This window comes from Vibrio sp. FF266 (assembly GCF_041439695.1).
GTDB classification, from domain to species: domain Bacteria; phylum Pseudomonadota; class Gammaproteobacteria; order Enterobacterales; family Vibrionaceae; genus Vibrio; species Vibrio tasmaniensis_A.
On sequence record NZ_JBGOOO010000010.1, the window covers coordinates 63,972 to 82,822 of the forward strand.

An 18,851-nucleotide genomic window follows, 5' to 3' on the forward strand; every position below is an offset into this window, starting at 1 on the left:
ATCATTATCAACTGTGATCTTTGTAGGGGTATTACACTGGCAGGATAGGCAGGGTGATTTTAAGTTGTAATCCACCGAGCTGGCTACGGCTTGCAGTGATGGTTCCGCTGTGTTGACGAATCGCACTCTCTGTAATGGTTAGGCCAAGCCCTGTGCCGCCGGAATTACGATCTCGAGCGGTAGAAACGCGGTAGAAAGGCCTAAAGATTGAATCCAGTTCGTCATCAGGCACACCATCGCCATTATCATTGACGCAAATCGTTAGCCGATCTTGGACAACATCGAATTGCACATCGACTTGGTCTTTACCGTAGTAGATAGCATTGCGCGTAATATTGTCCAAGGCACTCATCAGTAGCTTAGGGTTACCCGAAATAGAACGCTCTGGGATCTCCGAAAACGTCAGTAATTTACCCATCTGTTCAGCTTCAAATTCTGCATCTTTTAAGATCTCTTCCCATAAGCTCGAAATAGGTTGAACCTCACGAGTAATGTGGCTGTCGACCTGCATGCGTGATAGCGTCAGTAGTTCACTGATCATTTGCTCTAATCGCTGAGCTTCCATATCGATACGTTCTAACTCTTGGCTCTCACCTTGTTTACGAATCGCCAGTGCATTCGCCATGCGTAGGCGGGTCAATGGCGATCGTAGCTCGTGTGAGATATCAGAAAGTAGGCGTTGTTGCCCCGAAATCATCTGATTAACCGCTTCGACCATCTGGTTAAAGCTCTCACCCGCTTGTCTGAATTCTGAGGTGCCTTTTTCGAGTGTGGGATCGACCTCAAACTGACCTTTCGCCACACGTTGCGCTGCGCGTTCAAGTCTACGAGCAGGTTGGCTCAATGCCCAAGCTAACCATAATAGCAGTGGGGTACTTGCTAGCATTACCGCAAGCAAGAGCTGTAAAGGTCTATCAAATAAGCGCAGCAAAAATGGAGGAGGTTGATTCCACTTTACTCCGGCGTACATCAACAGTTCTTCACCTGCGAGTGTAATCGGCACTGGCCCTGCTACCATGTAATGTCCGTATAACTTTTGCTTGGGTAATTCAGGGTTATCTATCGAGGTAACAAAATTACGAATTGCTTTAAGTTTGTAATTTGAGTGTCTTTTCGATGTAAGGACTGCGCCTTCAAGGTCGGTTAGGTAAATACGAGCACGAGAATCCTTGCGGCTACGCGGTGCCTCAAGTTGGAACACTATTTTTCCCAGGTTAGATTCTTTGGCGTAGCGCTTTTCTGTGAATTTAGCGATACGTTCGAGTTTATCGAGATGATCGGCAGGCACATCGCGCGCCACTCGCGGGTCTAAATGGGGAAGTGACAGTACCGACAAAAGCACCAGTAACATGGTGAACCAAAAGATAGCAAAGATACGTCCATATAAGCTGGTGATTTTAGGTATACGCATTAATCTTCCTCTACCAATAAGTAGCCACGGCCTCGTAAGGTTTTGATGCGAGATTTACCGTCACTGCGTTCTGGGATTTTTTTACGTAGGTTGGATATGTGCATGTCTATCGCACGGTCAAATGCTGCAAGCCTTTTGCCCAGCACATCCAAACTCAACGCTTCCTTGGTGATCACTTGCCCTGGGTTCTGGATTAGGTGACTCAGCAAAGCGAACTCGGTGGTGGTAAGATCGATAAGCTGGCCATTACAATAAGCTTCTTGCTTGCCGGGGAACACTTCAATGTCTTGATATTGAATCTTATCACTGGCAGCTTTAGGAGCGGTGTTGATCTGCGTTCTACGTAAGATGGCACGAATACGAGCGAGCAGCTCTCGGTCACTGAAAGGCTTTGGCAAGTAATCATCTGCGCCAAGCTCAAGGCCAATAACACGGTCGATCTCTTCACCTTTAGCTGTCAGCATCAGTACTGGCGTTTCCCAATTTTCTCTTAGTTTCTTTAGCGTTTCCATACCGTTAAGGCGCGGCATCATCACGTCCAAAAGAATCAAATCTATCTCATCATTGATAGCTTCCAACCCCGCATAGCCGTCATTGGCTTCGGAAACAGTGAATCCCTCAAAGCTCAGTATGTCTTTAAGTAAGCCGGTTAGCTCGGTGTCGTCATCTATAAGAAGAATGTTCGCCATTGGGAAGCCTTAATCAGTTGTTTATAGGTTAATAATACTGCTAATTATTCGTCAACTTTCACTCTTTACGATTCTTTACGCTTTCTAAACGTCGCTTTACGAGGGAAAGACTAATCTATATCTAAGCGCTGAAAACAAACGCAACACATGACTGATTATACCGAATTGAGGCAAAAATTATGAAAATGACTAAGAAACTTGTACTAGTAGCTGCGGCACTTCCACTTATGTTAGGTACAGCAAGCGCGTTCGCATATGGCGGTGGCGATAAAGGTGACCACAAAGGCATGCACGGCAAGTGTGGCGGCTTTGACAAAAAAGTGATGCGTCAACTGGATCTGACGGATGCTCAAAAAGCAGAGCTAAAAGAGATACGTGAAGCGAACCGTGCTGAGATGAAAGCAAAACATTCAGGTAATAAAGCGGACAAGATGGCGCAGATGAAAGCGCACCACGAGAAAGTTCAAGATTTAGTTCTAGCCGATACCTTTGATGAAGCGGCGGCAAACGACCTAGCAAGCCAAATGGTAGAGAAGCAAACAGAGCGTCGTTTAACCATGCTGAAGAAGCAACATCAAATGATGAGCGTACTAACACCTGAACAGAAGACTCAACTGAAAGAAATCCAGCAAGATCGCATGGCTAAATGTGCGGACAAAATGGAAAAACGCATGAACAAAGACAAGTAATTCATGGTTTGAAAAAGCTGGATTGATTGAAAGTGTTTAGAAAGAAGCGGCCTAGTGCCGCTTTTTTTGATCTTTAAAATGAATGTATTAGATCCTAGCTGTCATATTCAAGCGGTGTTTTGCGGGTTATACTTTGTGCTATCAGTCACTTTATAGCCAATTTATGAAACAAGAATACGCACGTTTAGTTACGCTCGCCGCTTGGGCTGCCACCATCATTGCCTCCATATTATTGGTTGTGAAGGTTGCAGCGTGGTGGGTGACAGGCTCAGTCAGTTTATTAGCTTCTGTTGTTGACTCACTGTTGGATATCGCCGCTTCTGTCGTCAACCTTGTGGTGGTTCGTTACTCTCTGCAGCCAGCTGATAAAGAACATACCTTTGGTCATGGCAAGGCCGAATCTCTTGCTGCATTAGCACAAGCGATGTTTATTTCTGGTTCTGCTTGTTTCCTTATTCTTAACGGTATTGAACGTTTCTTCCGACCGCATGAACTGAACTCTCCTGAAATTGGTATTTATGTCAGCTTGTTCGCAATGGTCATGACCTTCGGTTTGGTTCGATTCCAAAAGCATGTTGTGAGCAAAACGGGTAGCCAAGCAATTGCGGCTGACTCACTGCATTATCAATCTGACCTCTATATGAATGCGGCGATTATGCTGGCGCTAGCACTGAGCTGGTTTGGTATCGGTCAAGCAGACTCGGTATTCGCGATTGGTATCGGCATCTACATTCTTTACAGTGCTTACCAAATGGCGATGGAAGCGGTGCAATCTCTACTTGATCACAAGCTACCCGATGAAGAGCTCAAACAAATTAAAGAGGCATCGTTGAGTGTGGAAGGGGTACTGGGTGTACATCAACTAAGAACGCGCCGTTCTGGGCCTGTTCGTTTCATTCAATTGCATTTAGAACTCGAAGACAATATCCCACTGATTGAAGCACACCGCATTTCTGATGAAGTAGAGGACAAGCTTATTTCAGTGTTCCCTGATGCTGATGTATTAATTCATCAAGATCCATATTCGGTCGTATTTGGACCAGAGAAGCAGCAGAAATTTCACTCATGGTAATGCGTCTAAAAATCAGGCAGCAAATGGCAAGTGAATGGCTTTTGAACTAAAGTGAGTAAAAATTGCTAACTCGAAGGTGATTCAAAAATCACCTTAGTAACAATTAATGTTGATTCTGATGTGAATCAACAAAGTTATTGAGTAAAACTGTAATACTCTTACAGAAGTAGAAATGTTACATAATTTTACGTGATTTAAGTGCTATTCCTGTTGAGGAAATGTAACATAACGTACAAATATAGATTTAAAATCTTGTTGATATACAATCAGCAAGAACAAGAATTGAATAATAGATTCCCAAAAATCGAGGGTGAGCATGATTAAGAAGATCGGTGTTTTGACCAGTGGTGGTGACGCTCCAGGCATGAACGCAGCAGTTCGCGGTGTAGTTCGTACTGCGCTATCAGTTGGCATTGAAGTTTACGGCATTTACGACGGCTACCAAGGCCTTGTGGAAGACCGTATCGAAAAGCTTGACCGTTCAAGCGTATCTGACGTGATCAACCGTGGTGGTACTTTCTTAGGTTCTGCACGTTTCCCTGAGTTCAAAGACGTTGCTGTTCGTGAGAAAGGCATCGAGAACCTTAAGAAGCACGGTATCGAAGCACTTGTTGTTATCGGTGGTGACGGTTCTTACATGGGTGCTAAGAAACTGACTGAGATGGGTTACCCATGTATCGGTCTTCCAGGCACAATCGATAATGATATCGCGGGTACTGATTACACTATCGGTTACCTAACTGCGCTTAACACTGTTATCGATTCAATCGACCGTCTACGTGATACGTCTTCTTCTCACCAACGTATTTCTATTGTTGAAATCATGGGCCGTCACTGTGGTGACCTTACGCTTATGTCAGCAATCGCGGGTGGTTGTGAGTACATCATTACACCTGAGACTGGCCTAGATAAAGATCAGCTAATCAGCAATATCCAAGATGGTATTGCGAAAGGCAAGAAGCACGCAATTATCGCTCTAACTGAGCTAATGATGGACGCGAACGAATTGGCTAAAGAGATTGAAACGGCAACAGGTCGTGAGACTCGCGCAACCGTTCTTGGTCACATTCAACGTGGTGGTCGTCCTACTGCATTTGACCGTGTACTGGCTTCTCGTATGGGCAACTACGCTGTTCACCTTCTTCAAGAAGGTCAAGGTGGTCGTTGTGTTGGTATCGAGAAAGAAGCTCTTGTTCACCACGATATCATCGACTGTATCGAGAACATGCAGAACCCAGACCGTTCTGAGTTGTTCCGCGTTGCAGAAGAGTTATTCTAAGCCAAGCTTAGCGTTCGCTTAAAAAATATTAAAAACCGCTGATTGTTCAGCGGTTTTTTTGTGCCTGTCGTTTGAGTTTTTACAAACGGCAGGCACAAAAAAGGCCAACCTAAGTTGACCTTTCATCTAATCTAAACGGTGAAGTTTAAATTAAGCTTTTGCTTCAGCTGCTGCTTTAGCGATAGCTGCGAAGCTTTTCGCGTCAAGTGCTGCGCCGCCAACTAGAGCACCATCGATGTCTGGTTGTGCGAAGTAAGCTGCTGCGTTTTCTGGCTTAACAGAACCGCCGTATTGGATAACAACTTTCTTAGCAACGTCTTCAGATTTCTCTGCGATGTGTGCACGGATTTGAGCGTGGATGCGTTGTGCATCTTCAGCTGTAGCTGCTTTACCAGTACCGATAGCCCAGATTGGTTCGTAAGCGATGATAGCGCCTTCAAGAGCTTCAACACCTTGAGTGTTGATAACAGCGTCAAGTTGACGAGCACATACAGCAACAGTTTCGCCTGCTTCGTTTTGTGCTTCAGATTCACCGATACAAAGAACTGGAGTTAGGCCGTTCTCTTTTAGGAATGCGAATTTCTTAGCAACGAATTCGTCAGACTCAGCGTGGTATTCACGACGCTCAGAGTGACCGATGATGATGTGAGATGCGCCGAACTCTTTAAGCATTGCTGGAGACATGTCGCCAGTGAATGCACCGCTGTTGTTTAGGTCAGAGTTTTGAGCACCTAGGATGATAGCGCTGCCCGCTTCAGTAAGCGTACGCTCAGCAAGATCAACGAAAAGTGCTGGTGGAGCAACTGCTACGTCTACGCCTGTTACGCCTTCAAGTTCAGCGTTAAGACCGTTTAGTAGATCAACAACCATTTCTTTGCTGCCGTTTAGTTTCCAGTTACCCATAACTACAGGATGACGCATAGGAATATCTCCAAAGTATTTAAATAAATCGAATGTAAAAAAGTAAACTTTATTACGAAATAATATAACAGAATAATATCAACAGATCATGACTGTGGTCATGACTTTCTTGGATCTTACTCAATGGTCAGAGTAGATTTTGAGCAAATATCAGTGATCCGGCAGACAGAATAATAGCTAACTTCTCGGATTTTTCATCGTTAGTTGCTATTAAGGGACAAACGATTGCGTTAACAATAGGAAGTAATAATGCCGAATCTAGTTCTAGAGTACTCAAATTCAGTGGATGAGCGAGTGAATATCCAAGGTTTACTGGAAGACCTTCATCAAGTTACATTAAACTGTGGTTTGTTTGATGTACCTTCTGTGAAGTCTCGTTCACTACGCTGTCATAACTGGTTGGTCGGTGATGAAGAGGACAATGTAGATTTTGTTCATATTAGCTTCGAGTTACTTTCTGGACGTACTGAAGAACAGAAAAGAGAATTGTCGCGTTTGTTAATGCAAACCTTACAAGAACAGGCAAGCCATATCCGTAGCCTAACGGTCAACATACGGGATATGGATAAAAGTTGCTTTCAGAAAGTGATTAACTAGCTAAAAATAATCAACTAACTAAAAGTGATTCACTAACTATTTGCTGCTAACTTTTTGGTAGCGTATTAATTTTTGAGTGTTTTAAGATGTCGATGAAAGATTTATTGCTCTCTTTCAAAGGGAGAATTGGTCGTAAGACTTACTGGATTTGGAATATTTTCTACTACATAGCGATTACTGGTTTTGCTTCTGGTATCTCTGTGTTGTTCCCTGCTTACTCTTACATCCTACTGCCAGTATTCCTATTGCTGCTAGTGATCCCAGATCTTGCGGTCACCGCTAAGCGCTGGCACGACCGCAATAAGTCGAATTACTGGTTACTACTAAATGTGCCCCTAGTACTGGGTCGTTTGGCTTCGCCAATGGCAGCGACTACCACTGAGCCGGTATCGCCAATCCATATGGTTGCGACCGTTGCAGCGTTAGTGTGTGGCTTATGGATTCTGATTGAGTGTGGTTTGTTGAAAGGCACAGAAGGCCGTAATGATTACGGTGAAGATCCAGTTTAAAGATTGGATGATTCATCAGTAAAAAGGGAGCATTGCGCTCCCTTTTTTCTTTTTGATACTTTTCTACTTTTAGTACATTTTGGGTTCTGTATTCGGCCTGAAAGGCACGACATTTTCAGTTTTAGGTTCTTCAAAACTACAGCGACCTTCGAGTGAATCTTGGAATTTACAGACCTGACAACGAAGCTCCTGCATGAGCACGACATTAACATGATGTGGATTTTTACAGCGACCGACCACCAAATCGATGTGACTTTGCTGAGCGCGTAGCCTGTCTTGCATAGTTTCCGAGGCCGAACAAATCATCTGCTCGCACATTTCGTGTTTGAATTGATTGAATGCTTTCGGATCGCTTTTGGCGAGTTGGACCAGTTCATCAAAGGGGGGCAGTTTTTGATTTGGCTGTGGCTGTGCCATGATTCCTTCCTTAGCATTAAGCGTGTTTCATATGCTTTAAGCTTAAGAAATAAATTTGTACAAATTTTAATCTATTCTCATTTTCTCAATATTGAGACGGAATCGGTGGGTTGGGACTAGCCCTTAGCACTTGGTATTACGATAAAGGCGTGGGCGTTAAGGTATAAGTACAGCGTCTCTCGCCGGCAATAATGTGTTCAGTGCGGCTTACATGACACTCATTTTTGAGCAGTTCAGTGAAAACATTGAGCTCAGATTGGCATAGGCTAGGGCAGCGAGTTGCTGCTTTACAGATGGGGCAGTGGTTCTCAATTAAGATGTAGTGCTCATCATGCTCTTGAAGTTCAGCCATGTAGCCTTCGTCTTCACGAAGCTGTGTGAGTTTTTCAAGCTTACTCATGAGCGAATCACAGCCAGACAGTGCAGATTGATACTGCTTCAGAGTGTGTTGTTCTCGCTCGGCAGCAACCTTAGCCAACCCTTCTTGACCAAATAGATTTTCTACGGCATCAATTACTTGAATAGTGAGTTCACCGTGTCGGTCTGAAAATTGGCTATGGCCTTGTTGAGTCAGGGACCAGTGGCGAGTCGGGCGACCCACTTTTACTTTCACATCATGAAACGCAAGAATACCGTCATCTTCCAGACTTTGCAGATGTTGCCTTGCACCCATTGTCGTCATGCCAAACTCTTCTGACAGTTGTTTCGCGGTTACCGCGCCTTGACGCTTAATGGTCTGTAAGATTTTGTCGCTTGTTTTCATACTATCCCTACCTCATCAACCTTACTATTATGAGGCAAGGTGTTTATAAAGCAAACCATTTACTATATTGATGGGGATTTACTATATAGACAGCGTTTTACTCTAGCGACAGCAAATGGTGAGATTCTGGTGCACTAATAAAACAAAAGGCTGATACTTGGTATCAGCCTTGGAACGTTTCTGTTAGAGCTAGTTTAGGTCTACAGGATGTGACCGATTACTTCTGGGTCTTTACGCTCTAGGTAGTGGATAGATTTGATGCGGCGAATCGTACGACAGCGACCACGGATAAGCAGAGTTTCTGTGGTTGCGATATTGCCTGTGCGAGTGATGCCCTCTAGAAGATCACCCTTAGTAATACCTGTTGCCGAGAATACAACATTATCGCTGCGTGCCATGTCTTCCATTTTCAAGACGATGCCTGCCGTTACGCCCATTTCTGCACAACGCTCTAGTTCAAGCTCACCGTGCTTGCGGTTCTCTTCTGTATCGCCTTTTACTTCATGACGAGGAAGAAGACGAGCGTGCATGTCACCGTCGAGTGCGCGAATAACAGCAGCAGAAACGACACCTTCAGGCGCGCCGCCGATGCAGTACATTACGTCTACTTCGCTGTCTGGCATACACGTTAGGATAGAAGCAGCAACATCACCGTCTGGTACAGCAAATACACGAACGCCCATGGCTTGCATGTCGGCAATGACTTGATCGTGACGAGGCTTAGCCAGTGTGGTTACTACTAGCGTATCGAGTGTTTTACCTAATGCTTTCGCGATGTTTTCTAGGTTTTCTGTTAGTGGCAGCTCTAGGTCAATTACGCCTTTAGCGCCAGGGCCAACAACCAATTTTTCCATGTACATGTCAGGCGCTTTAAGGAAGCTGCCTTTTTCGCCTGCAGCCAATACCGCCAATGCATTTGATTGACCCATAGCTGTCATGCGAGTCCCTTCAATTGGGTCTACGGCGATATCGACAGCATCGCCGCCCACACCGACGTTTTCACCGATATATAGCATAGGTGCATCATCGATTTCACCTTCGCCGATAACAATCTCACCGCTAATTTCGGTTTTGTTTAGTAGGCTACGCATTACTTCTACAGCAGCGCCATCTGCAGCGTTTTTATCGCCACGACCAAGCCACTTGTAACCAGCTAGTGCTGCACCTTCTGTGACACGAGAGAATGACATTGCTAAATCGCGTTTCATGCGGACTCCAAAATTATCAAAGGGGGAATAGAAATTTCGCGGCGAATTTTACCATATCCCAAAGGAAACGTTTGCTTTTTTGTTTTTTGGAGATTGCTCTCGATCAATTCGCAGTGGAAAACAGTTATTATTCATCAAAATAATCGGTTTGCCCTTGTGGCGGTAATCACTCACGTCAATATTCGGTAAAAAGCGCTGTTTTTTTCATCGAATGGCGCAAAATATCGAATATATTGAGTGTTTATCCTTGCTCTGCTGAGTAGAATGGGGAAATAAGTGGAGTGAACCTTCACCATCAAACGGATAACTTAAAGGTAGGCCAGAATGTCTTTTGAAGTACTAGAGCAGCTAGAAGCAAAAATTCAAACAGCAGTAGATACAATTGCACTTCTTCAAATGGAAGTGGAAGAGCTTAAAGAAGAGAAACAAGCACTAGCAACAGAAGCTGGTGAGCTTAAAGCAAGCCGTCACGAGCTAGAGCAAAAAACTCAGCAAATGCAGGAAGAGCATTCAGCATGGCAAGATCGCATCCGTAACCTTCTTGGTAAAATGGATGACGTAGAGTAATCGACTCTTCAGATTTAAAAAAACGCCCGCTACTCAGTAGCGGGCGTTTTCGTTTGTATTCTTATGCTTTGTGTTCTTTGGCTTGTTTTATTATTTGAAGCTGAGTGAGTTACTCGGCCTCTTCTTCTTCAACATCCAGATCGAGTTCTACATCCAAAGGCTCTGCCGAAAGAATAATGCCAGTGTTGTCTGCATAGAGGTAATCTTCCGGTAAGAAGGTCACGCTGCCAAAGTTCACAGGTACATCCAATTCGCCGACACCTTCTTGGCTTGCACCCACAGGAATAGAGGCTAAAGCCTGAATACCAAGATTCATGTCTTCTAACTCATCGACTTCGCGTACGCAGCCGTAAACCACAATACCTTCCCACTCATTGTCTTCAGCAAGTAGGGCAATCTCAGCATCGATCAGCGCTTTACGCAGTGAGCCGCCACCATCGATTAACAACACACGCCCCAAACCATCTTGTTCTAATACGGAGCGAATTAAAGCATTGTCTTCAAAACACTTTAATGTCGTGATCTGTCCTGCGAAGGATGCACGTCCACCGAAGTTGCTGAACATTGGCTCCACGACATCAACTTGATCCAAATATATGTCGCACAGTGCTGAAGTGTTGTATTCCATTAGTATACCTTTTGAACAATGAGCTTACTTTGAGTATATCGGTGCTTGATCCCTTTGCAATGATTAGTCTTATTTAACTCAATAGAGTTTGAGCTACGACAACCCCTGCAAACAATAGGTTAGTGACCAGTGAACATTTCACTATCACGGGCATCATTGGTGCAATCTGTGCTGGCTTTTCGGTTTCCCAAACGGCCTTACCGTGCTTATAAACAATAATAATGCTCAGTAAAAACGGCAGGCTGATCCAGACCGGTTTTTCTTGAATCAGTAGATAGATAGCGAAAGAGGCAAGGGCGAGCCCAAGCAGTGCAAAATGATAGTGTTTGGCTTTGCGCTGCCCTAGGCGAACAGCCATGGTGCGTTTGCCACATTCGCTGTCGTTTTCAATATCACGCATGTTGTTGATATTGAGTACCGCAACCGCCATCAAGCCGCAGCCCAATGCCGGAAGGAATAGGCTTGGTTCAACATGGCCAGTGTGTAAGAAATAAGTCCCTGAAACGCCTAACAAACCGAAGAAGATAAACACCGATAAGTCACCAAGGCCAATATAACCATAAGGTTTATTGCCGACGGTGTAAGCGATGGCTGCAACAATGGCTAATACGCCCAACGCAATGAAAGATAAGATACTCTCAATCGAGGTTAAGGCATGAAAGATAAGAATCAGCCCAGCGAGCATGGTAAATACGATGTTGAGGATGATCGCTTGCTTCATGGTTTTCGCGGTCACCGCGCCAGATTGCATTGCACGTGTTGGCCCTAGACGGTTTTCGTTGTCTGTGCCTTTTACCGCGTCGCCATAGTCATTGGCTAAGTTCGACAGAATCTGTAATAGAGTGGCGGTTAAAAAAGCCAATAGTGCGATTGATAAAGAAAAATGACCACCAGCGAACGCTAAACTACTTCCTGTAAGAATAGAGACAAGTGCGAGAGGCAGAGTTTTTGGGCGTGCGGCATCAAGCCAAATCAGTAGAGATTGTTTCATCGTAGGTCTAATTCTTTGTAAGTCTTCGTATCATACTGTGATTTGAGTATACGCCCATTTTTCAGGTAATAAAAAGCCCACTCGAAAGTGGGCCTTGAATTCGCTTATTAGCTGCTATTTCTTTGAGATAGAGCAATAAGTTGGAGTTTGGTGTGCTACAGGATGAAGCGGCTTAGGTCTTCGTCTTCTACGAGCTCGCCAAGCTTAGATATTACATAAGCTTCATCAATCACCAATTTGCTGCCTGCTCGGTCTGTTGCGTCGAATGAAATCTCATCCATTAGGCGTTCCATGACTGTGTGCAGACGACGCGCACCGATGTTTTCTGTGGTTTCGTTCACACGCCATGCTGCATCAGCAATTTGGTTGATGCCATCTTCAGTGAACTCAATGCCGACATCTTCTGTTTTCATCAGGGCAATGTACTGCTCTGTCAGTGATGCCTTTGGCTCAGTAAGAATACGTTTGAAATCATGTGCTGATAGTGCTTCAAGTTCGACGCGGATTGGCAGACGACCTTGCAGTTCAGGGATCAGGTCAGATGGCTTAGCCACTTGGAATGCACCTGATGTGATAAACAAGATGTGGTCAGTTTTAACCATGCCGTGCTTCGTTGATACTGTGCTGCCTTCGATTAGAGGCAGTAGGTCGCGCTGAACACCTTCACGAGATACGTCTGGGCCAGAGCTGTCGCCACGTTTACAGATTTTGTCGATCTCATCGATGAATACGATGCCGTTGTTTTCAGCATTGAAGATTGCGCTCTCTTTTAGCTCTTCTTGGTTCACAAGTTTCGCAGCTTCTTCTTCCGTCAGTGCTTTGAATGCGTCTTTGATTTTCATCTTACGCTTTTTCTTGGTATCGCCAGCGAGGTTTTGGAACATGCCTTGCAGCTGGTTGGTCATCTCTTCCATGCCAGGAGGTGACATGATTTCTACGCCCATTTGTGGCGCCGCTACATCAACTTCAATCTCTTTGTCGTCTAGCTTACCTTCACGCAGTTTCTTACGGAAAATCTGGCGAGTGTTTGAAGAGGTGGTGTCTTCAGTTGATTGCTCGTTCTGACCCCAAGCATCACGCGCTGGTGGTAGAAGGGCATCAAGAATACGTTCTTCAGCTTGTTCTTCAGCGCGGTATTGTACTTTTTCCATCGCTTGTTGATGTGTCATCTTGATTGCAACGTCCGTTAGGTCACGGATGATGGTTTCAACTTCTTTACCTACGTAGCCAACTTCAGTGAACTTAGTCGCTTCTACCTTGATGAAAGGCGCGTTTGCTAGTTTCGCAAGACGGCGAGCAATTTCAGTTTTACCGACACCGGTTGGGCCGATCATCAGGATGTTTTTTGGTGATACTTCAACACGCAGGCTTTCTTCAAGCTGCATACGACGCCAGCGGTTACGCAGTGCAATGGCCACTGAGCGCTTAGCGTTGTCTTGGCCGATAATGTGGCGATTGAGTTCGTGAACAATTTCGCGAGGAGTCATCTCAGACATGGTTTTTCCTTAATTCTTTAATCACTGTTGAATACAACGTTATTGATGGAAGCGGTCGTTACTCTGGTTTTGGTAGCTCAACGGTGCTTTCTAGTTCTTCAATAGTGTGGTGATGGTTGGTGAATACACAGATATCGCCCGCAATGTTCAGCGACTTTTCTGCGATTTCACGCGCATCTAAATCTGTATTTTCTAATAGTGCAGTGGCTGCTGCTTGAGCGAAGTTACCGCCGGAACCGATAGCAATCAGGTCGTTCTCTGGTTGAACTACGTCACCGTTACCTGTGATGATCAATGAAGCAGTTTCATCCGCTACTGCTAGCAGTGCTTCTAATTTACGTAGAGCACGGTCGCTACGCCAATCCTTCGCCAGCTCAACGGCAGCTTTGGTTAGGTGGCCTTGGTGCATTTGCAGCTTGCTTTCAAATTTTTCGAATAGCGTGAAAGCATCTGCGGTACCGCCAGCAAAACCAGCCAGTACTTTGTTGTTGTATAGGCGACGTACTTTACGGGCATTGCCCTTCATTACAGTATTGCCTAGAGATACTTGTCCATCACCCGCGATGACGACTTTATTATTACGACGTACAGATACAATGGTAGTCACGAGTAGGGCCTCTTAATATTTCTTATCTTTGGGTATAAAAAGTATATGAGGATGGTGCTCGGATAATTCAAGGAAGGTCGAGTGATGTCGCGCAACTTATCGGCGGAAGTTGTAAGGAAATTTGGCTAAAGGGTGTAGATAAAAGAAAACCTCCACAATGGGAGGCTTTCGGTGTTTGGTTTTCTGCTTCTGCTTCTGCTTCTGCTTCTGCGGCTAAATCTATAACTACTCGGTGTCTTTCCAAATAGCACAAGGTTCGATTTTCGCTCGCTGCAGCTTATGGCGATCTCGCTCTGCATCACGCTTCAATTTATATGGCCCTAGAACCACACGGTACCAGCTACTTCCATCTTTTTTACGGATTGAACTTGAGATACCTTGGAAAGCAATATCCAACTTACGTGCTTCAGCTTGGCTTGAGGTTTTGTAAGCGCCACATTGCATGATGTAAGGGATCTTCGAGATCTGTTGCTCTTTGGCTTTTACTTCAATCTCACGACTTGGCAAGGTTTCAACGTAATCCCACTTCTCCTCTGGAGGCGGCGGAATTACTTTTGCTGGTTTCGGCTTAGGCTTTGGTTTGGTTACCACTGGAGTCGGTGCTGGCGGCTCAGGATCATTACTCAATAGGTAAAGACCGTAACCAAAACCACCGGCAAGGAGGATCGCCAAAAGACCACTACGCCATGGTTTACGGCGAGGGGCTTGTTTCTTGGTCGGTTTTTTTGTGCCACGACCGCGCTTTACATAATCTCTATTAGCCACAAGACAATTCAATAGTTGCTGATTCTGCTCTCATGGTAATCCAGATTGAGCGAGGATAACAGTGCAGAAATGGAAGCGGCACATCAAAATGTGCCGCAGAATTATAAGGATATTTCTTCAGATTAGATTCGAGGCGGCGCTGTACTACCTCGAACGACTAATTTGGCTTCAAGCAGACGCGACCCCGCTTGCACATCGTTGCCTTTAAGTACGTCGAGCATCATCAACATTGCTTGGCGTCCAATCTCATAACGAGGCTGAGAAATAGTGGTTAGCGGTGGATCGCAGTATTGAGCGAATTGGATGTCATCAAAGCCGACAATCGATAGGTCTTGAGGAACGCGTAAGCCTAATTTTTTCGCTTCTTGAATCGCGCCGATGGCCATCGCATCGTTATGACAGAAGATCGCTGTAGGTTGTTCAGGAAGAGCGAGTAATTGACGAACAGCTTGAGCGCCCGCTTCAAAGGTAAAGTCGCCGACAGTGCTGTAGGCAGGATTCATTGATACTCCTGCACGACGTAGCGCTTGTTGGTAGCCTTGTTGTCGGAACTTACAAAGCGTTGCCGATATAGGACCAGAGATTTGAGCAATACGTTTATGGCCTAACTGAGCTAGGTAATTCACCGCTTCAAATGCTGAGGTCAGGTTATCGATGTGTACGGTAGGGAGTTCAAGCTCAGGGGCAAACTCACACGCCATCACCATCGGCGGTAAATTTTTTTGTTCAGGCTTACTGACATCAAACGGGTGGTCGGTGCCAAGTAGTAGCATGCCGTCAGCTTGTTTGGTGAATACTAAGTTAACAAATGAAGACTCACGCTTCTTCTGTTGGCCGCTATCACCCAGTAAAACGAGGTAGTCATTTTCTACTGCGGCATCTTCGATACCACGAATGATCTCTGCGAAATACGGGTCACAGATATCAGGAACAATAGTGATGATGGTTTTTGATTCGTTGCGACGTAAGTTTCTAGCTAATGTATTGGGTGAGTATCCAGCTTCAAGTACTGCTGTCTCAACTCGCTTACGAGTAGAAACCGAGACTTTTTCAGGGTTCATCAATGCACGTGATACCGTAGCTGTTGAAACGCCTGCTAGCTGGGCAACATCCTTCATTGTCGCCATAAATTAAACCCTCTTTTTAATTCCTTTGCTGCCTAAGTATCTAAGGCATGAATAATAAATGTAATCGAATAGATATTGTGAAAGTGTTGCTAACACTTTTTTATTGCAATATTTTATTCGTTTCACCCATGTAAAGTTACGGCTAGATTAACAAAAATCACATGACTAGTGTGAAGTTGCTCACGAGAAATATGAAATATTTGTGAACAAACTTATCATTAGTTTTAACCCAAGTGGGTTTAGCTCAGATCTTGCGGCTCAATATCGAGTGACCAACGGACTTTTTTCGCAGCGGGTAACATATTTATTACTGGCTTGGCGCTCATTAATAGCTTTTGCATCAACGAGCGAGTCTGTGTTTGTAAAATAAGCTGCCAGCGAGATTTACCTGCTCGTTTGGCTAGTGGTGCAGGGGTTGGCCCTAGCACCATACAATATTGGTCAAATAACGGATGCGATTCCAATGTGTGGCGCACTTGACGCAAAAATTCTTCCACTAAGCGAGTGTCATTGGCTTCCGCTCTAAACAGAGTCATGAAGGTATAAGGCGGCAACATCGCTTGTTTACGCTCTGCTAATGCAGTCTGAGCAAAGTGGTTGTAGTTTTTGTGCAGTAATGCCTGTAATAAGCCGTGTTCTGGATGGTGAGTTTGTAAGATAACTTCCCCCGGCTTACTGGCTCGTCCTGCTCGACCGGCGACTTGAGTAAACAATTGAGCCAATCGCTCAGAGGCGCGGAAGTCACTGCTATATAAAGAGGCATCAACGTCCAGCAATGCCACAAGTGTCACATCCGGGAAGTGATGCCCTTTAGCAAGCATCTGTGTACCAATCAGAATTTGGTATTCACCTTTACGAATCGATTCTAACGCGCTTTCTAAACTGCCTTTGCGGCGAGTGCTGTCTCGGTCAATACGAATTGTTTTGTATTCAGGGAATAGTTGACCCAGTTGAGCCTCTAACTGTTCGGTACCAACACCTACTGTCACTAAGTTTGCTGAACCACAACCTTGGCAATGATGCACGATATGCTGCTGCGAGCCACAGTGGTGGCAGCGCATCTCATTGCTGTATTGATGATAGGTGTAGTAGGCATCACAACGCTTACATTCCGCTGTCCAACCACAATCGTGACACATTAATGCGGGAGAAAACCCACGACGATTGAGGAACAACATCACTTGGTTGCCTGCTTTGAGGTGTCTTTGCATTTCAGCAATCAACGACGCAGACAAGCCACTTTCTAGATATTCACCCTTAACGTCCAACACTTTATTGGTGGTCGGCAGCGCGACACCTGCACGAGAGGTCAGGGTGAGGTAACTGTATTTACCGATCTGAGCGTTGTGCAGCGTTTCAAAGGCCGGAGTCGCCGAGCCTAACACAACCGGAATCTGCGCTTTATGGGCACGCATGATGGCAACATCACGAGCGTGGTAGCGCAGGCTATCTTGCTGCTTATAAGAGGCGTCGTGCTCTTCATCGACAATGATAATGCCCAGATCCGCGAACGGTGTGAACAGAGCTGAACGAGTACCGATCACAATGCCCGCTATTTTATCACGCGCCGATAACCAAGCATTCAGTCGCTCAGAATCGTTTAAACCAGAATGGATAACCTCAACTGGAACATTAAAGCGTCGCTTAAAGCGGTTAATCGTTTGAGGGGTTAGACCGATCTCGGGCACTAACACTAACGCTTGTTTACCTTGGTCGAGAATCGGCTTGATCATATTCAGGTAGACTTCGGTCTTACCTGAGCCAGTTACACCCTCTAGCAAGAAGCAACCAAAGTCGGTTTGACTATTTACTGTCGCTATTGCTATAGCCTGTTCTTCATTGAGCTTAGGTTTGTCTTGGTCGTTTTCAAGATCAACCGGCCACGGCTGACATTTTGGCTTTTTCTCTACCGATTCAATCCAGCCTTTCTCTTCCAACGTCTTAAGTACCGCGCTGCCCACTTCTTCATCAATGAATTCTTGATGGGGAACTGGGCCGTGCTCAAGCATGTGCATTACTTTGGCTTGTTTGACGGCACGGCCAAAGCCCTGCATCAGTTGATCTCTACCTGACGGGGTCAGTTGCCATTCAACAAGCGTCGCGAAATCGGCCGCTTTGCCCTTTCGTAAGGCGCTTGGTAGTGCGTTGGCCAAGGTTTCACCTAGTGGATACTGATAGAACTGGCTGCACCATACCAAGAGTGAGTAGACCGATTCCGGCCAAACGGGTTGGTTGTCTAGTAAGGCTTTAATGGGCTTGAGTTTGTCTAACTCGAATTCAGATTCGTTAACCAGAGCCGTAACAATGCCTGTTAAGGTTTGTCGTCCAAAAGGCACAGAGACTCGACCGCCAATAATCGGAAATAGGTGGCTAGGAATCTTGTAATCGAACTGCTTGTCGAGTGGAACAGGCAGTGCCACACGGGCAATCATTGGACGCATAAAGGGACGGCTTTATCTGAGTTGACGAGAGCGAACAGTCTAATGGATAAGGGCGTTAAATTCGAGGAGCAGTTTAGATGACAGAGCTTACTTGAGGCTTGAATGCTACTGGAGCCAGAAAATAACGCTTAATAGAAGGTTTAAGGACAGTGTTGGTGAAAAATGTATCAAATCAGTTGATCCTACCTCACAGATTCATTACTATACTGCGCCTTAAAGGTATGGCTTTATCGCGGTTTAGTGATACAGCGGTGTCTTTATTTATTTTTTAACTACGTGTGGTGTCCGGCTTAGAATCGGATGGCGACACGGCCTAATTGAGGTTTTCCCATGAAAGTTGGTATCCACCCAGAATACAAAGCAGTTTCTGCAACTTGTTCTTGCGGCAACACATTTGAGTTCAACTCAACGCTAGCAAAAGAATCAATCCACCTAGACGTATGTGACAAATGTCACCCGTTCTACACTGGTAAGCAACGTATCGTAGATACGGGCGGCCGTGTTGATCGCTTCAACAAGCGTTTCGGTGCTCTTTCTAGCAAGAAGTAATTCTCGCTATTTAGACATAAAAAGGACACTTCGGTGTCCTTTTTTGTTGCCTTAAATTTGAAAAAATACTGAATCGTATTTCATTATTAGCTCATTTAAAGTGGTAGGTTACTGGCGTAAATTTT

At 45.1% G+C, this 18,851-nt stretch carries 20 protein-coding genes; 7 read left to right on the forward strand and 13 right to left on the reverse strand.

The features are described from left to right. Positions 1-31 precede the first annotated feature (31 nt). The gene (cpxA, locus tag ACED59_RS10240) at positions 32-1,411 is read right to left on the reverse strand and encodes an envelope stress sensor histidine kinase CpxA (RefSeq protein WP_017096534.1); all 1,380 of its coding nucleotides are present in this window, start codon (positions 1,409-1,411) and stop codon (positions 32-34) included. Continuing rightward, positions 1,411-2,100, reverse strand: a complete 690-nt coding sequence (locus ACED59_RS10245; RefSeq protein ID WP_009844719.1) for a response regulator — start codon at positions 2,098-2,100, stop codon at positions 1,411-1,413. Before ACED59_RS10245 ends, cpxA begins: the two co-directional genes overlap by 1 nt. Before the next feature lie 179 nt (positions 2,101-2,279). Here ACED59_RS10245 and ACED59_RS10250 point away from each other — a divergent pair, with 179 nt between their 5' ends. From ACED59_RS10250 to pfkA, 3 genes are all read left to right on the forward strand, one after another. Continuing rightward, the gene (locus tag ACED59_RS10250) at positions 2,280-2,789 is read left to right on the forward strand and encodes a CpxP family protein (protein ID WP_017096535.1); all 510 of its coding nucleotides are present in this window, start codon (positions 2,280-2,282) and stop codon (positions 2,787-2,789) included. Positions 2,790-2,952: 163 nt separating this feature from the next. Continuing rightward, positions 2,953-3,861 carry a CDF family cation-efflux transporter FieF gene (gene fieF, locus ACED59_RS10255; protein ID WP_009848870.1) on the forward strand — a complete coding sequence of 303 codons (909 nt, stop codon included), beginning with the start codon at positions 2,953-2,955 and terminating at the stop codon, positions 3,859-3,861. A 316-nt stretch (positions 3,862-4,177) separates the two neighbouring features. Further along, positions 4,178-5,140 carry a 6-phosphofructokinase gene (pfkA, locus tag ACED59_RS10260; RefSeq protein WP_009848871.1) on the forward strand — a complete coding sequence of 321 codons (963 nt, stop codon included), beginning with the start codon at positions 4,178-4,180 and terminating at the stop codon, positions 5,138-5,140. Positions 5,141-5,290: 150 nt separating this feature from the next. Here pfkA and tpiA read toward each other — a convergent pair whose 3' ends face one another. Next, positions 5,291-6,061, reverse strand: coding sequence for a triose-phosphate isomerase (gene tpiA / locus ACED59_RS10265; protein ID WP_012604968.1), 771 nt, complete (start codon positions 6,059-6,061; stop codon positions 5,291-5,293). A gap of 249 nt (positions 6,062-6,310) precedes the next feature. On the opposite strand from tpiA, the gene ACED59_RS10270 reads away from it, so the two are divergent. Both ACED59_RS10270 and ACED59_RS10275 read left to right on the forward strand, forming a co-directional pair. Then, on the forward strand, positions 6,311-6,658 hold the full coding sequence (locus ACED59_RS10270) for a 5-carboxymethyl-2-hydroxymuconate Delta-isomerase (protein WP_004729703.1): 348 nt from the start codon (positions 6,311-6,313) through the stop codon (positions 6,656-6,658). An 86-nt stretch (positions 6,659-6,744) separates the two neighbouring features. Beyond that, positions 6,745-7,167, forward strand: coding sequence for a DUF805 domain-containing protein (locus ACED59_RS10275; protein WP_009848873.1), 423 nt, complete (start codon positions 6,745-6,747; stop codon positions 7,165-7,167). Positions 7,168-7,236: 69 nt separating this feature from the next. Here ACED59_RS10275 and ACED59_RS10280 read toward each other — a convergent pair whose 3' ends face one another. The 3 genes from ACED59_RS10280 to glpX form a co-directional block, all read right to left on the reverse strand. Next, complete coding sequence (locus ACED59_RS10280) at positions 7,237-7,584, reverse strand: DUF3135 domain-containing protein (protein WP_009848874.1); 348 nt, start codon at positions 7,582-7,584, stop codon at positions 7,237-7,239. Positions 7,585-7,720: 136 nt separating this feature from the next. Beyond that, positions 7,721-8,347: a metalloregulator ArsR/SmtB family transcription factor gene (locus tag ACED59_RS10285; protein WP_009848875.1), complete on the reverse strand. Its 627-nt coding sequence runs from the start codon at positions 8,345-8,347 to the stop codon at positions 7,721-7,723. 200 nt (positions 8,348-8,547) lie between these two features. Continuing rightward, positions 8,548-9,555: a class II fructose-bisphosphatase gene (glpX, locus tag ACED59_RS10290; RefSeq protein WP_009848876.1), complete on the reverse strand. Its 1,008-nt coding sequence runs from the start codon at positions 9,553-9,555 to the stop codon at positions 8,548-8,550. Positions 9,556-9,879: 324 nt separating this feature from the next. On the opposite strand from glpX, the gene zapB reads away from it, so the two are divergent. Next, positions 9,880-10,122: a cell division protein ZapB gene (zapB, locus tag ACED59_RS10295; RefSeq protein ID WP_009848877.1), complete on the forward strand. Its 243-nt coding sequence runs from the start codon at positions 9,880-9,882 to the stop codon at positions 10,120-10,122. 109 nt (positions 10,123-10,231) lie between these two features. Here the strand turns inward: zapB and rraA are convergent, their stop codons facing one another. The 7 genes from rraA to priA all read right to left on the reverse strand — a co-directional run bounded on the left by rraA (position 10,232) and on the right by priA (position 18,177). Continuing rightward, on the reverse strand, positions 10,232-10,750 hold the full coding sequence (gene rraA / locus ACED59_RS10300) for a ribonuclease E activity regulator RraA (RefSeq protein ID WP_009848878.1): 519 nt from the start codon (positions 10,748-10,750) through the stop codon (positions 10,232-10,234). Between the two features lie 73 nt (positions 10,751-10,823). After that, positions 10,824-11,741, reverse strand: coding sequence for a 1,4-dihydroxy-2-naphthoate polyprenyltransferase (locus ACED59_RS10305; protein WP_009848879.1), 918 nt, complete (start codon positions 11,739-11,741; stop codon positions 10,824-10,826). Between the two features lie 155 nt (positions 11,742-11,896). Continuing rightward, positions 11,897-13,237, reverse strand: a complete 1,341-nt coding sequence (gene hslU, locus ACED59_RS10310; RefSeq protein ID WP_009848880.1) for an HslU--HslV peptidase ATPase subunit — start codon at positions 13,235-13,237, stop codon at positions 11,897-11,899. Between the two features lie 58 nt (positions 13,238-13,295). Further along, the gene (hslV, locus tag ACED59_RS10315; protein WP_004729692.1) at positions 13,296-13,844 is read right to left on the reverse strand and encodes an ATP-dependent protease subunit HslV; all 549 of its coding nucleotides are present in this window, start codon (positions 13,842-13,844) and stop codon (positions 13,296-13,298) included. Positions 13,845-14,069: 225 nt separating this feature from the next. Next, a complete protein-coding gene (locus ACED59_RS10320) occupies positions 14,070-14,609 on the reverse strand; it encodes an SPOR domain-containing protein (RefSeq protein ID WP_009848881.1) in 540 nt (179 codons plus the stop codon). A 122-nt stretch (positions 14,610-14,731) separates the two neighbouring features. Then, positions 14,732-15,736 (reverse strand): DNA-binding transcriptional regulator CytR, encoded by a 1,005-nt coding sequence (gene cytR / locus ACED59_RS10325; RefSeq protein ID WP_009848882.1) that lies wholly within the window; start codon positions 15,734-15,736, stop codon positions 14,732-14,734. Positions 15,737-15,975: 239 nt separating this feature from the next. After that, complete coding sequence (priA, locus tag ACED59_RS10330; protein WP_371704919.1) at positions 15,976-18,177, reverse strand: primosomal protein N'; 2,202 nt, start codon at positions 18,175-18,177, stop codon at positions 15,976-15,978. Between the two features lie 330 nt (positions 18,178-18,507). On the opposite strand from priA, the gene rpmE reads away from it, so the two are divergent. Continuing rightward, positions 18,508-18,726 (forward strand): 50S ribosomal protein L31, encoded by a 219-nt coding sequence (rpmE, locus tag ACED59_RS10335; RefSeq protein WP_009848884.1) that lies wholly within the window; start codon positions 18,508-18,510, stop codon positions 18,724-18,726. The last annotated feature ends 125 nt before the right edge of the window (positions 18,727-18,851 follow it).